This is a genomic window from Selenihalanaerobacter shriftii, assembly GCF_900167185.1.
Classification (GTDB): domain Bacteria; phylum Bacillota; class Halanaerobiia; order Halobacteroidales; family Acetohalobiaceae; genus Selenihalanaerobacter; species Selenihalanaerobacter shriftii.
In genome coordinates this window covers 31,247-44,550 of record NZ_FUWM01000012.1, presented here as the reverse complement: position 1 = coordinate 44,550, position 13,304 = coordinate 31,247, and the positions used below count along the sequence as shown (strand labels likewise).

15 protein-coding genes are annotated in these 13,304 nt (G+C 30.9%); 2 read left to right on the top strand and 13 right to left on the bottom strand.

Translation table 11 applies throughout. From position 1 onward, the window contains the following. Nucleotides 1–13: 13 nt before the first annotated feature. From glpX to recO, 8 genes are all read right to left on the bottom strand, one after another. Nucleotides 14–997 (bottom strand): class II fructose-bisphosphatase, encoded by a 984-nt coding sequence (gene glpX / locus B5D41_RS07935; RefSeq protein WP_078810092.1) that lies wholly within the window; start codon nt 995–997, stop codon nt 14–16. Then, complete coding sequence (locus tag B5D41_RS07930) at nt 998–1,819, bottom strand: pyruvate, water dikinase regulatory protein (protein WP_078810091.1); 822 nt, start codon at nt 1,817–1,819, stop codon at nt 998–1,000. It abuts the gene before it with no gap. A 13-nt stretch (nt 1,820–1,832) separates the two neighbouring features. After that, a complete protein-coding gene (locus B5D41_RS07925) occupies nt 1,833–2,498 on the bottom strand; it encodes a transcriptional regulator CcpN (protein WP_234983920.1) in 666 nt (221 codons plus the stop codon). A 203-nt stretch (nt 2,499–2,701) separates the two neighbouring features. Next, nucleotides 2,702–3,502, bottom strand: coding sequence for a pyruvate, water dikinase regulatory protein (locus B5D41_RS07920; protein WP_078810090.1), 801 nt, complete (start codon nt 3,500–3,502; stop codon nt 2,702–2,704). Nucleotides 3,503–3,615: 113 nt separating this feature from the next. Further along, nucleotides 3,616–5,700: a glycine--tRNA ligase subunit beta gene (glyS, locus tag B5D41_RS07915; protein WP_078810089.1), complete on the bottom strand. Its 2,085-nt coding sequence runs from the start codon at nt 5,698–5,700 to the stop codon at nt 3,616–3,618. Next, complete coding sequence (glyQ, locus tag B5D41_RS07910; protein ID WP_078810088.1) at nt 5,693–6,583, bottom strand: glycine--tRNA ligase subunit alpha; 891 nt, start codon at nt 6,581–6,583, stop codon at nt 5,693–5,695. Before glyQ ends, glyS begins: the two co-directional genes overlap by 8 nt. Before the next feature lie 337 nt (nt 6,584–6,920). Beyond that, nucleotides 6,921–7,301: a DUF4342 domain-containing protein gene (locus tag B5D41_RS07905; RefSeq protein WP_078810087.1), complete on the bottom strand. Its 381-nt coding sequence runs from the start codon at nt 7,299–7,301 to the stop codon at nt 6,921–6,923. 14 nt (nt 7,302–7,315) lie between these two features. Continuing rightward, nucleotides 7,316–8,074 (bottom strand): DNA repair protein RecO, encoded by a 759-nt coding sequence (recO, locus tag B5D41_RS07900; protein WP_078810086.1) that lies wholly within the window; start codon nt 8,072–8,074, stop codon nt 7,316–7,318. Nucleotides 8,075–8,268: 194 nt separating this feature from the next. On the opposite strand from recO, the gene B5D41_RS07895 reads away from it, so the two are divergent. Beyond that, on the top strand, nt 8,269–10,128 hold the full coding sequence (locus tag B5D41_RS07895; protein ID WP_078810085.1) for a patatin-like phospholipase family protein: 1,860 nt from the start codon (nt 8,269–8,271) through the stop codon (nt 10,126–10,128). 56 nt (nt 10,129–10,184) lie between these two features. Here the strand turns inward: B5D41_RS07895 and B5D41_RS07890 are convergent, their stop codons facing one another. The 5 genes from B5D41_RS07890 to B5D41_RS07875 form a co-directional block, all read right to left on the bottom strand. After that, nucleotides 10,185–10,463 carry an ArsR/SmtB family transcription factor gene (locus tag B5D41_RS07890; RefSeq protein WP_234983919.1) on the bottom strand — a complete coding sequence of 93 codons (279 nt, stop codon included), beginning with the start codon at nt 10,461–10,463 and terminating at the stop codon, nt 10,185–10,187. 149 nt (nt 10,464–10,612) lie between these two features. Continuing rightward, entirely contained in the window at nt 10,613–11,143 is a 531-nt protein-coding gene (locus B5D41_RS07885) for a permease (protein ID WP_078810084.1), read from the bottom strand. After that, nucleotides 11,140–11,619: a conserved protein, permease-related protein gene (locus B5D41_RS07880; RefSeq protein WP_078810083.1), complete on the bottom strand. Its 480-nt coding sequence runs from the start codon at nt 11,617–11,619 to the stop codon at nt 11,140–11,142. Before B5D41_RS07880 ends, B5D41_RS07885 begins: the two co-directional genes overlap by 4 nt. A gap of 73 nt (nt 11,620–11,692) precedes the next feature. Next, nucleotides 11,693–11,830, bottom strand: coding sequence for a hypothetical protein (locus B5D41_RS14245; RefSeq protein ID WP_200806443.1), 138 nt, complete (start codon nt 11,828–11,830; stop codon nt 11,693–11,695). Nucleotides 11,831–12,065: 235 nt separating this feature from the next. Then, nucleotides 12,066–12,644, bottom strand: coding sequence for a flavodoxin family protein (locus B5D41_RS07875; RefSeq protein ID WP_234983921.1), 579 nt, complete (start codon nt 12,642–12,644; stop codon nt 12,066–12,068). 352 nt (nt 12,645–12,996) lie between these two features. Here B5D41_RS07875 and B5D41_RS07870 point away from each other — a divergent pair, with 352 nt between their 5' ends. Continuing rightward, nucleotides 12,997–13,278, top strand: coding sequence for a DUF2325 domain-containing protein (locus tag B5D41_RS07870; protein ID WP_078810081.1), 282 nt, complete (start codon nt 12,997–12,999; stop codon nt 13,276–13,278). Nucleotides 13,279–13,304 lie beyond the last annotated feature (26 nt).

Sequence of the window (13,304 nt, the reverse complement as noted above, 5' to 3'; positions counted from 1 at the left end):
ATATCAACTCCTTTTAAAAAGTATTAATTTCATCTTTAAAATAAGATGGTTTTTGACTAATTTTATGATGTGCTTTAATATGTCTAACTGTTCCTGTCTTACTTCTCATTACAATAGAATGAGTTTCAACCTGGTCATCACCATGATATTGAACACCTTTTAATAATTCTCCATTAGTTATGCCAGTCACTGAGAACATAACATCTCTCCCTTTAGCTAAGTCATCAGTAGTAAAGATTTGATCTAAATCATCAACTCCCATTTCTCTAGCCCTTTGGGCTTCTTCTTCATTTCTAATATGCAATTTACCTTGAATCTCTCCACCTAAACATTTTAAAGCAGCGGCAGTTAACACTCCTTCTGGGGCACCACCGATTCCCATTAACATATCAACACCAGTGTGACTTAAAGCCGTAGCAATTCCGCCGGCGACATCACCATCACTGATTAATTTAATTCTAGCTCCAGCATTTCTAATCTCTTTAATCATTTCGTCATGACGAGGTCGTTCTAATAAGATTACTGTTATATCTGAAATATTCTTTCCCTTAGCTTTGGCCACAGACTTTAAATTTTCAGTAGGCGTTGCTTCAATATCAATTGCTCCATTAGCTTCGGGACCTACTGCTATCTTCTTCATATACCAAACCGGGGTCTTTAATAAACAACCCTTTTTAGCAGCAGCTACTACTGATAAGGAGTTTGGGGATCCCTTAGCAACTAAATTAGTTCCTTCTACTGGGTCAACGGCTATATCTAACTCAGGTGAGTCACTACATCCGATTTCTTCACCAATATAAAGCATAGGGGCTTCGTCTTTTTCCCCTTCTCCAATTACTACTGTCCCTTTAATGTTCACAGTGTCAAATACAGCTCTCATGGCATCTACAGCGGCTTGATCGGCGGCAATTTTATCTCCTTTTCCCATCCATGGTGCAGCAGCTAAAGCTGCTGCTTCTGTTACTCTAACAAATTCTAAAGCTAATTCTCTTTCCACTTATAATTCACCTCTTTCAGATAATATCTTACTAGCTGTCTCTTCAATCGACTTATTAGTTACATTAATTATCATACAACCTATCTTCTTCATAATCTTTTCTGCAAAATCTAATTCATCTAAAATCCTATTTACTTTGGCATAATCAGCATTTTTATTAAACTGCATTGCTTTTAACCTTTGCTTTCTAATCTCTTGTAGAGTAATTGGATCAATAGTTAATCCAACTACTTTATAAGATGGTAAATCAAATAACTCCTGGGGAGGATCTACTTCAGGCACTATAGGAATATTCGCTGCTTTATATCCTTGATGAGCTAAATACATGCTTAATGGTGTTTTAGAAGTCCTAGAGACACCAGTTACTACAATATCAGCTTCTTTTAACCTTCTTAAATCCTTTCCATCATCACATCTTACTGCAAAATCTATACAAGCAATCCGCTCAAAGTAAGCCTGATCTATTTTACGATTTAGACCTGGCTCTAAATGCGGTTTTTGTCCTAATACCTCTGAAAACTTAGACATGGTCGGTCCCATAATATCTATTATTTCAATACTCAACTTCTTTGCTACATCTTCTATATATTCACATAATTCAGGCAAAACAATAGTATAAGCTAAAATTACATTATTCTTTTCTGCTCTATTAATTATTTCTGATAATTTAGCTATACTAGTTACATTAGTAAATTTTTTCAATTTAATATTATTGGCATTAAATTGACTCGCTACAGCATTAATTACAGTTTCTGCTGTTTTGCCTATAGAGTCTGAAACAATAAATACTGTTAAACCTCCATTAACTGCTTTACTTAACACATTATCTCCCTCCCTACATCTCTAATCCAAAATCAGTAAATACTCTAGTAATATTTGTTTTACTGACTCTACCTATTACCTTTAATTTATCTTCTAATGGTACTCCTGCTTTATCAGTTAAATTCTCAACCACTGGTAGGGCATCTATTTCATAATTTACTAACTTTTCAGCAGCTTCAAAAACAGTATCATTATCACGAGTAGTAATTATATTTGGCATTCTAGTCATAACTACACTGACTGGAACTTGATTTATATCAGTCTCACCAATTGTCAGCTTTAATAAATCTTTTCTTGAAATAACCCCTACTAAAGCCTCATCATCATCAATCACAAATAAAGAACCAACATCTTCTAAAAATAAAGTGACTATAGCATTATAAACAGAAGTTTCTTCTTTAACTACTACCGGTACTGATTTAATCTTACTAAGCTTTATATTATATAGTTCATTAAAATCTGTTAAATGAGAACTATCTTGTACATAAAAATATCCAACTCTTGGTTTTGCTTCTAGTATATTAGCCATAGTTAAAATAGATAGATCTGACCGGAGGGCACTACGAGTTAAGTTTAACTGATTAGCTATATCTTTACTAGTTATAGGCTCATCATTTTTTACAATTTCTATTATCTTATTCTGTCTATTACTTAACTTAATTTCTAACCCCTCCTTCAAATTTTAATTGTGTTGCACTATTAATGACTATTGTGCATCATATTGCTTTTCCAATTACATTATACTAGATTAATGTGCACTTTTCCTTCTTTTAGATGAGGTTTTTTAATCTTTTTTTGAATTTAACTAAATTTGTGCAACATAATTAAAATCCCTGAACCTAATTATTAGAGTCAGGGATTTTAATTATCAATTATAGTATATTAATCTTCTATTAATTTTAATACATGGTTTGCTGATTCTTCTACTGATTTATTTGTCACATCAATAATTGGACATCCTATATTTCTAATTATCTTATTTGCATAACTTAATTCTTTATTAATCCGTTTTAAAGAAGCATAATCAGATTCTAAATTTAAACCTAAAGCTTTTAATCTTTCTTGTCTAATCTCATTTAATGCTTCAGGAGAAATAGTTAATCCAATCATCTTATTATCAGGATTATCAAATATGATGTCTGGTGGATCAATCTCTGGAACTAATGGAATATTAGCTACTTTATAACCACGATAAGAAAGATAAATAGACATTGGGGTTTTAGAAGTTCTAGAGATTCCTACTAAGACTATATCAGCTTTTTTAATTCCTGCAATATCATTACGATCATCATATTTAACAGTAAATTCTATAGCATCAACCCTTTTAAAATACTCCTCATCTAATTGTCGTACTAAACCCGGTTGTAATTTAGGTTCTATATCTAATACTTTCTTTAATGAATCCATCATCGGTCCCATAATATCTACATACTCAATCTCAGCTTTATCTGCCGCTTTCTTTAACCTCTCTCTAATACCAGGATTTATTAAAGTAAATGCTATGAGACTTTTTCTTTTTTTCGCTTCATTTATTACTCCAGTTATATCATCAAAATCTGTCATATAAGAAAAACGCTTGATCTTTACTCCAGAACCATTAAATTGAGTAATTGCAGCTTGTACTACTTGTCTAGCTGTTTCTCCAATAGAATCAGAAACTATAAAAACCATGGGTTTAGACATATTACTTATCAGCTCCTAAAATATTATATATAGTTTGACCACAAAAAGTCATCTTTCTGTCAAAAATTTATGATTTGTTCAATATAACCTTTTTGTGTTTTAATCATAGATGATTAGTCAATTACAATTTCTGATAAATCAGCTACTTTAGTAAAGATATTAACTATATTCTTTAATAGAGCTAATCGATTCTCCTTAACTGTTTCATCATCTGCCATAACCATTACTGAATTAAAGAATTTATCAATTGGTTCTTGCAACTTAACTAACTCATGTAAAGCTGAAACATAATTCTTTTCATTTAATAATTGCTGCAATTTCTCTTGTACAGTTAAATAAGCATTATATAACTCTTCCTCTGATGAATCAGTAAATAGTTCAAGATCTATTTGATCATTATTAGTTTTAACTGCTAAATTTCTAGCTCGATTATAAGCAGAAATTAAATTTTCAAACTTTTCTTTTTCTCTAAATTCCATTAAAGCTTCTGCTCTTTCAAAAGCATCTTTAATATCAGCAAATTCTGTAGCTAAAATAGCATCTCGAACATCATATCTAATATCTTGCTTATTCATAAACCACTCTAAACGCTGTTTAAAGAAACCCATAACTTCTTCTTTAACTTCATCAGCATCTCGTTTTAATTTATTATTATCATCTAGTAATGTTAATGCATTCTCTACTAATTCATCTAAGTTTAAATTTAATTCTGTTTCTAAAATAATTCTAACTATTCCTTGAGCTTGCCTTCGTAGTGCATATGGATCTTGAGAACCAGTTGGAATCAACCCTACTCCAAAACAACCTACAATATTATCTATCTTATCTGCTATACTTACTAATTGTCCAGTAGTAGATTCCGGCAAGATATCTGTGGCATGACGTGGCAGATAATGTTCAAAGATAGCTTCAGCTACTACCTCATCTTCTCCAGACAACTTTGCATATTCTCTTCCCATAACTCCTTGTAATTTTGAAAATTCAGTTACCATTTCAGTAACTAAGTCAGCTTTAGATAAATATGCAGCCCGCTTATTTATTTCTACTTGGTCTTCATCTAAATTAAGAACTTTTGAAAATCTCTCAGTTAATTCAACTATTCTTTCTACTTTTTCATAAATAGTACCTAAATCTTCTTGGAATATAATATCCTTTAATTCTTCAATCTTAACTTCTAAATCTTCTTTTTGGTCTTCATCATAAAAGAATTTGCCATCGGCTAGTCTAGCCCTAAGCACCTTCTCATTACCTTCTTTAACTATATCTATGTAATCTTTAGAACCATTTCTAACAGTAATAAAACGGGGCATTAAGTTACCATCTTTACCTTCTACAGGGAAATAGCGTTGATGTTCACGCATAGAAGTAATTAATACTTCTCGAGGCAATTCTAAAAATTCAGCATCGAAACTCCCCATTAAACCTGTTGGATATTCAACTAAATAAATAACCTCCGTTAACAAACCTTTATCTATTAATACCTCTCCTTGAACTTCATCAGCTAACTTATTAATCTGCTCTATGACCATCTCTTTTCGCTTATTTTGATTAACTATAACATACTCATCATTTAATTTATCAAAATAATCATCTACAGAATCTATTTCTATTTCTCCTTCGCTTAAGAAACGATGACCTCGAGTATATCTGTCTGCTTTAACATCTGCTATCTCTAAATCAACTACCTCTTCACCATATAAAGCTAATATCCACTGGATTGGTCTTACAAAGCTAAGATCCTTATCAGCCCAGCGCATGGCTTTAGGAAAGCTTAAATCTTTAATTAGTTTATTTAAGAGTTCAGATAATAATTCAATTGTCCTTTTACCTTCTTCTTTTTGTACAGCAAATAAATATTCTCCATTTTCAGTATTCCGAACCTCTAATTCATCTACTGCTAAACCTTGACCACGGGCAAATCCTTCTCCAGCCTTAGTAGGGTTACCTTCATCATCAAAAGCAATATTTTTTGCTGGTCCTTTTACTTCTTTAGTCAAGTCTTTTTGTTCTTTGTTAACCCCTTCTAACAGTAATGTTAATCTACGCGGAGTACCATAAGTATCTATAGAATCAATATCTATCCTATAATGTTTAAATAATTCAGCAGCTAGCTTTTCTAATTGATCGAAAATAGGTTGCATGAATCCTGCTGGAATCTCTTCTGTTCCAATCTCTAATAATAATTTTTCTTTACTCATCGTCAGTCCCCCTTGCTTCTTTAAGTAATGGATGACCTAATCTTTCTCTTTGCTCTACATATGCTTTAGCACATAAATTAGCAAGATCTCTAACTCGTTTAATATAACTTGTCCGTTCTGTAACACTAATAGCTCCTCGGGCATCTAACATATTAAATGTATGAGAACATTTTAATACATAATCATAAGCTGGTAGAACTAAATCTTCTTTAGCAGCTCTCTTTGCTTCTGCTTCGTATAGATTAAATAATTCAAGTAATGTATCAATATCTGCTACCTCAAAGTTATAAGTAGAATGTTCTACTTCTCCTTGATGATGCACATCACCATAAGTAATTCCATCTACCCATTCAATATCATAAACACTATCAACTTCTTGCATATACATAGCAATTCTTTCTAAACCATAAGTTATCTCTACAGAAACTGGCTTAACATCAAATCCTCCTACTTGTTGGAAGTATGTAAACTGGGTAATTTCCATACCGTCTAACCAGACTTCCCATCCTAATCCCCAAGCACCTAAGGTTGGTGATTCCCAATTATCTTCTACAAATCGAATATCATGCTTTTGAGGATCAATACCTAATGCACATAAGCTATCTAAGTATATCTCCTGAATATCCTCTGGTGAAGGTTTCATTATTACCTGATATTGATAATAGTGTTGCAATCGGTTAGGGTTCTCTCCATAACGCCCATCAGTCGGTCTCCTAGATGGTTCTACATAAGCTACATTCCAAGGTTCTGGTCCTAATGATCTTAAAGTAGTAGCTGGATTCATGGTTCCTGCTCCTACCTCGATATCGTAAGGCTGTTGAATTATACATTTTTGGTTAGCCCAAAATTCATTTAATGTTTGAATCATATCCTGAAAATTCATTTCTTCTATTCCTCCTTAATTCTCACCTTTATTTTAAAATACAAAAATTTTAAATATAAAAAACCTCGTCGCTGATAGCAATTCATTTACTATCAGGGACGAGGTTTCCCGCGGTTCCACCCTGGTTAATTATCTACTATACTAAATAATATAGACAATTCCCTTTAAACTACTGCTCCAAAGTGCCATTTACTAAGAAGCTATACCAGGCTTTCCACCACCCCTAGCTCGCTTTAATAGCTACCCTTAGTTATTCTTCTTCTTCCTCACAGCTAATTCTCTAATTTTGTATTAAATATATCAGACTTGTTAAGTCTTGTCAATAAGAATTCAAAAATTACTTCCCTTCATACTCTACTTCTAATGTATATTTGCCTGCTATAGTAACCGCCATACCTAAAACAGCTAAAGGTGGATAAATAACAGTTCCTAATACCCCAACAGTTGCTGGGATATTCACTAGAACTTCTTTACCTTTTTTAATCTGAATTTTAGTCACGTTACCTTGTTTAATCAATTCTTTTACCTTTTTAACTACCTTATTTCCAGCTACATGAAACTCTTTTTTCTGTCGCTGTTTCTTTTCTTCTATAATAACTACAGCATCTATAACATCACCTTTACTTTCTTTTAAGGCTTCCTGTGCTTCCTTATAGCCAACACCTGTTCTTTCACGTAAAAGATCTATTTTCTCTAGCTGTTGTTTAGTCTTTTTCATCATTTCACCTCTTTTTAGGTTTCCATATGGCTTAAAGTTTGAATAAAGTCTAAACTCTTTAATTTCTTCTCTATAATAGACTGTAAATAATTAGGTAGTATTTTAGCTAATTCTCTTCTAAAATTATCTGGTACTTTTAATCTATCTAATTTTCTATAATCAATTTCAAGTAATCGCTGCATAATTGCCAGAGCTCCACGACTTATATGCATGGCATACTGATCAAATGAAGAACATTCTGTACAAACTATTCCTCCAGACTGAGAACTAAATTTTACTCGTTTTATTTTATTTATTACTTTATCACATTCTACACAACCTGTAACCTCTGGCCGATATCCTAATAAGTTAAGTAATCTTAGTTCAAAAAATCTAATAATTAATTCTAAATCATCCTTTTCTGATAATAAATAAAGTGTAGTCAAAATTAATGCAAATAATGGCTCATTCTTCTCTTCCTCAATTGCAAACTCATTCACTACTTCAGTTAAATACGAAGCATATGCCATTTTAAAGAGATCGCCACGTAAATTAGCAAATGAATTCATGATTTCACATTGACTAATTGTAAATAAAGACTTTCCTTTATAAAGTAATAAGTCATTATAAGTAAATAACTCTACACCGCCAGCTAAACGACTCTTAGTCTTTCGTACTCCATTGGCTACGGCTTTTACTTTACCGTTATTTCTAGTATATAGAACAATTATCTTATCAGCTTCTCCTAATTCATAATGTCTTAATACAATAGCTTCTGTTTTATAGAGGGACATTTAAAATCAATCCTTTACTTAGTTATTCATTTTATACTTTTTCTGCATCAATCATTAAATCCCTCTTTATATAAAGTCTTATTCTTAAGATATCCTAATTAAAGCTAAATTATTCTTGGATTATTCAATATGGATATGTTATAATAACCATTACTATTATTATTATACATATATCAACAGAAGGAGTCATATAAATGAAATTAAATAAATTTAATAATTACTTAATATTATTACTTATCCTTATTTTACTTACCCCTAAAACTTTTGCATTAAGTGATTCTGCAAAAATAATATACCAAAAAGTCAAAATGGGGAATGAAACCTATATAATAGAAGATTCTAAGCAGTTTGATAAATTAGATGATCCTACAATAGCAATAGCTCTGGGAGGTGGAGGAGCTAGAGCCTTAGTTCATATTGGCGTTTTGAAAGCGCTACAAGAAGAAAATATACCGATTGATATGGTTGTAGGTACTAGTATGGGAGCAATTATTGGTACTTTATATGGTAGTGGTATCCCGATTAAACAGATTGAAAAGATAGCAACTGAAGTAACTTTTTCGAAGATGTTTGAATTAAACTTTCCTTCTACACAATCTTTACTTGAAACAAAAAAAGTCAATTATTCATTGGAAAAATTAGCTCCTAATAAACGATTAGAAGAATTCCCAATTCCAACAGTATTGTTAAGCTTTGATCTAAATAGAGGTGCTAAATATGTTCATACTTCTGGTAGAATCTCTAATGTAATTCAAAGTTCTTATGCGATTCCTGTTTATTTTCCAGTACATAAAAAATCAGCATATAATCAAGAAGACTTTTATCTGGTAGACCCCGGAGTGGTAGAACTAACTCCTGCTAAAACCGCTAAAGTATTAGGAGCAGATATAATTATCTCATCAACGGCTATTGACCAGCTTGCATACGATAAATATAATAATCCAATTCGTGCTTTGTCTAGAATGATCCAGTTACTACAAAAAAGAAATTCAGCTCCAATAGTCAATAAATATTCTGATATAATAATCAACAATAATGTAGGCAATTATTCATTTATGGATTTTGAATTAGCTGATTCTCTTATAAAATTAGGTTATAGTCAAACTAAAAAAAAGATTCCAGAAATTAAGGAATTATTAAAACAAAACAATATTGCTTTAAATAAATTAGAACGTAAACAAACTCTAAATATATCTCAAACATTAAAGAATATAAAATATAATCGTTTAATGATAGATTCCTACATGACTAAACCGCTAATTTATTTTGGTAAGGACAATTCGCTTTTTAAGCAAGAACTATTTAAAGATGAATTATTTAAACCTCAATATGGTGCTAAAGTTACAAAAGAACATATTGATTTTACAGTATTAAATGTTGATAAAGATACTGATGATTTAGAGACTTCAATTAGATTAAAGCAAGTAACACCAAATATAGACTTGATTGGTAAAGGTAAAATAAACTCTGAAGAAGACAAAATGGAACTAACTATGAAATACTATACTAATAATTATACTATTGGCTTTGGAAGAAAGAAGATTAATCACCAAGATTTTAACCTATTAACAAATGAATATGACTTAAGTACTAATAATATTAAGTTTCAAGGTGAAACTGATTTGCTAATTTCACCTGATTTTGACTCTTATAAAGTACTGACTTCACACCAAACCAAATTTAAATTGAGTAGTATTTGGAGTATAAAACCAAAGATAGTCTATAACAATACTGATATTCTCTCTTCCCCAGATATATATCGAGGAATAGAACCTGAAGAAACAGCTGACTTTCAAGCAACTATTGATTGGGTTTATACTCATGATTTTCTACCAGCTTTAGAATTTATGAAGATAATCCAGGTAAATGATATTCAACTTTATTTATTCTCTGATTATCTATCTTCAACAAGAGAATCAACGGCTTACGGTCTTGGAGCACAAATGAACTTAAGGTTATTAGGTTTAAAACCATTACATTTAGGTGTTTATTCATCTCGTGATAAAAAATATGATGAATCCAAATTAAGTTGGGATTTAGACCTTGTTTTTTAAAATTATAAACTTTTAAACTCCCTGGTATACCAGGGAGTTTTTATTATGAAATATATCTATTTTTCATTATGTTTACAACAACCTGTACATTCAAAAGAATAATATTCTGAAAGATTATTTAACTTTTTTGTGATTTTATCCAACTGGTCTTCTTTAACAGAATAATGAACCCAATAACCTCTTTTTTCTCCTATAACCAATTCAGCTTCTCTCAATACTTTTAAATGTTGGGATATAGCAGATTTAGAAATGTCTAATTTTTTTGCTAATGCTCCTACACAATAATCTTTATCTAATAATAATACCAATAATTTTAGTCTAGTTTCGTCTGACACTGCCTTCAATCCTTTAAGAAGTTCTTGCAGTATAACCACCCCTAACAAATTTTCTCTATTAATTAAATTATATAGTATTTATTTAATATAGGCAACCTAAATGAAAATAACCTACTATGTATAATCAAGTTTTAGATTAAAAATCACCTTCAATTAGATAAATTATTCGTCAATTTATAATCATTCCTATTTAAATATTTCTCTAATAAAATACTACTTAAAATAATTAACGGAATTGATGTCAGTAATCTAATTAAAGAAAATTTAATTCCTAAAAAAGAAGCTTCAAATAAGGTCATTGGTATTCTACAAACAGCCGCAGCTCCTATATAAGTAAAAATCACTTTTAAACTCGCACCTTTTTTAGCTAAAGCATGAGCAACAGGAAAAGCTACATATACTCCACCTACAGTAGTTCCTGATAATAAAATAGCCCACAAAAAGCTTAAAGCACCTGATTTTTCACCTAAATGTTCCTCAATAACTTCTCTATCTACCCAAACGTCAAAGAGTCCAATTAAGATAAAAACTGCAGGTATAAACTTAAGCATTGTCATCAAAAAGTCAAGAAAATTAAAGTATACTTGCTGCCCGGGGCTATAATTAACCCAAAAGCTGATTATGATAAAAATAAAAAATACTAATGATAAAGTATATTTCTTTAAACTATCCCAATTCATATTACCACCTCTCCATAAAAAATACCTATAAATAAAGCAACAATTAAAGCTATTAGTAAGCTTAAGACATTTCTAATAATAGTTACCTTAACTCCAAAAAACTCTTTTTCTACTGGATAAGTTAATATCCCAACCATCATTAAAGTCGTAGTAAAAACAGCAATTACGGTATAGCTAACCCCTTTATTTAAAAGTAATCCTGAGAGAGGAAAAGCAATAAAGCCAGGCATTAAAGAAATAGACCCTAAAAGACTTGCTAATAAAACTCCAAGCCAACCGCTCCCTTGTCCTAAATATTTAACAATTAATTCATCAGAAACAAAATATAAAGAAATTGCTACTAAAATTATCATATTTAAAAAAACCGGTAAATTTTTATTGAGTTTTTTAATACCTTTCTTAATCCCAGCAATTGTTTTCTCTTTATCTTTAATAAAAAGAATGATTATTAAAATTAAAGTTAATCCATAAACCAATAATATCACCTCAACTTTTTTCTTAATTATTATAATACGGAGCCTATTGATAGGCTCCGTATTATAAATCTAATTACTCTTCTTTATTATTTTTACAAGAATGCCCCTTTTGTTCACCATGACATTTCCGAATCCGTTCCTGAGAACATTCACCTGGCTTGCCTTTAAGCTTTTCTGGGTGTTTACATTTAGAATTATTTGAGTTACACATTATATTAACACCTCCTTAAGCACTTTGAATTTAATTAAGTTAACACTTAATTAAATTATAACATACTAAAATAAATTATCAACATTAGGCTAACAAAAATTACTGAAATTTATTCAAGGATTATATTCTTAATTTAATTACTATTTTTATCACTAAAGCTAAAGCGGCTATCAGTTGTGATAGCCGCTTTAGTATCTAATCAATATTATTCACTTAATTAATGTTCTTTAATTCTTTATCTTAAATCCATGGTAGCTTTAGCCACTTTAGCTACTCTTCTACCTATAATTTCTGCACGTGTTTGAGCATTTTCATCTTCGGCTGATTTCATTTGACCAGCAGCGCCTTGATGACCAGCATCACTTTCACTATCTCCATCTCCAACAACTATTACACCTTGAACTAACATCATATCATGAATAGCTTTTAAGGTAGTCTCTTGACCACCAAATCTACCAGCACCAACTGATAAGGCACCACCTACAGTATTTAATAAGCTTTTTTCACCTCTTAGAGATCGAGTCATATCCCAAAATCCTTTTAACTGACCACTAACTGTACCAAAGTAGACTGGACTACCAACTATAACTCCATCAGCTTTAGCTAATAATTCATGATATTCCTCTAGTTTAGTATCCCCATAACAAGCCCCAACACAAGGCTGTGAACAAGCAGTACAATATGGTTCATCTAATTCCGCTAATGCATCAGAAACTTGAATTACTTCTGTCTTAGCTCCTTCTGCTTTTGCTGCATCTAATGCTTTATCTAGTAAATATTTTGTATTCCCATCTTCATTAGGGCTACCGTTAATTCCAACTATTAAAATAATACTCCCTCCTCATAACTATCACTTCTTCATTGTTATATTACTATTACATGATAAATTTTAGTATTCCTGCAAAGCCATAAATAATTTTTTATTTATATTTACAAGTAAACTAAACTTCTGCATCATATCTTTTTATCCCTATAAAATTCTTCATAAGAAATTAATTATAAAAAGCCCCGTTTCCGGAGATTTTTGACCACTTGCACTCTTTACACCCTTGACAAATTGCAATAAGTATGCTAATATTATATCTAAATGATAATGATTATCATTTTAAGTGGTATTATTTTAAAATTATAAATTTTTATCTACATAAATAAAGAGGGTGAGATAAATGTCAATCACTATTATAGGTGGAGATAAATTAGGAAAAATTCCAAACAGGTTAAAACAGTTAGGGTTTGATTGTGTAAGTCATATAACAGGCCGTAAATGTAAAGCTTGTCATTTGACTAAAGAAACAGATATGGTATTAGTTCTTACTGATTATGTTAGTCACAATTTATGTAATCAAGTAAAAGCCCAAGCTAAGGATAAGGATTTGTCCATACTCTTTTGTCGTCGTTCCTGGGCTAGGATTTATAAAAAGCTTAATTTTTGTGGTTTTTTAAACTAATTTTACTTTAAAATTTTAATAAAAAA

What these genes read in the sequence shown, in the direction of transcription:
- glyS (WP_078810089.1), bottom strand. Translation starts at nt 5,700, where the DNA reads ATGAGTAAAGAAAAATTATTATTAGAGATTGGAACAGAAGAGATTCCA.
- B5D41_RS07870 (WP_078810081.1), top strand. Translation starts at nt 12,997, where the DNA reads ATGTCAATCACTATTATAGGTGGAGATAAATTAGGAAAAATTCCAAAC.
- B5D41_RS07885 (WP_078810084.1), bottom strand. Translation starts at nt 11,143, where the DNA reads ATGAATTGGGATAGTTTAAAGAAATATACTTTATCATTAGTATTTTTT.
- recO (WP_078810086.1), bottom strand. Translation starts at nt 8,074, where the DNA reads ATGTCCCTCTATAAAACAGAAGCTATTGTATTAAGACATTATGAATTA.
- glyQ (WP_078810088.1), bottom strand. Translation starts at nt 6,583, where the DNA reads ATGAATTTTCAGGATATGATTCAAACATTAAATGAATTTTGGGCTAAC.
- B5D41_RS07895 (WP_078810085.1), top strand. Translation starts at nt 8,269, where the DNA reads ATGAAATTAAATAAATTTAATAATTACTTAATATTATTACTTATCCTT.
- B5D41_RS07920 (WP_078810090.1), bottom strand. Translation starts at nt 3,502, where the DNA reads ATGTCTAAACCCATGGTTTTTATAGTTTCTGATTCTATTGGAGAAACA.
- B5D41_RS07905 (WP_078810087.1), bottom strand. Translation starts at nt 7,301, where the DNA reads ATGAAAAAGACTAAACAACAGCTAGAGAAAATAGATCTTTTACGTGAA.
- B5D41_RS14245 (WP_200806443.1), bottom strand. Translation starts at nt 11,830, where the DNA reads ATGTGTAACTCAAATAATTCTAAATGTAAACACCCAGAAAAGCTTAAA.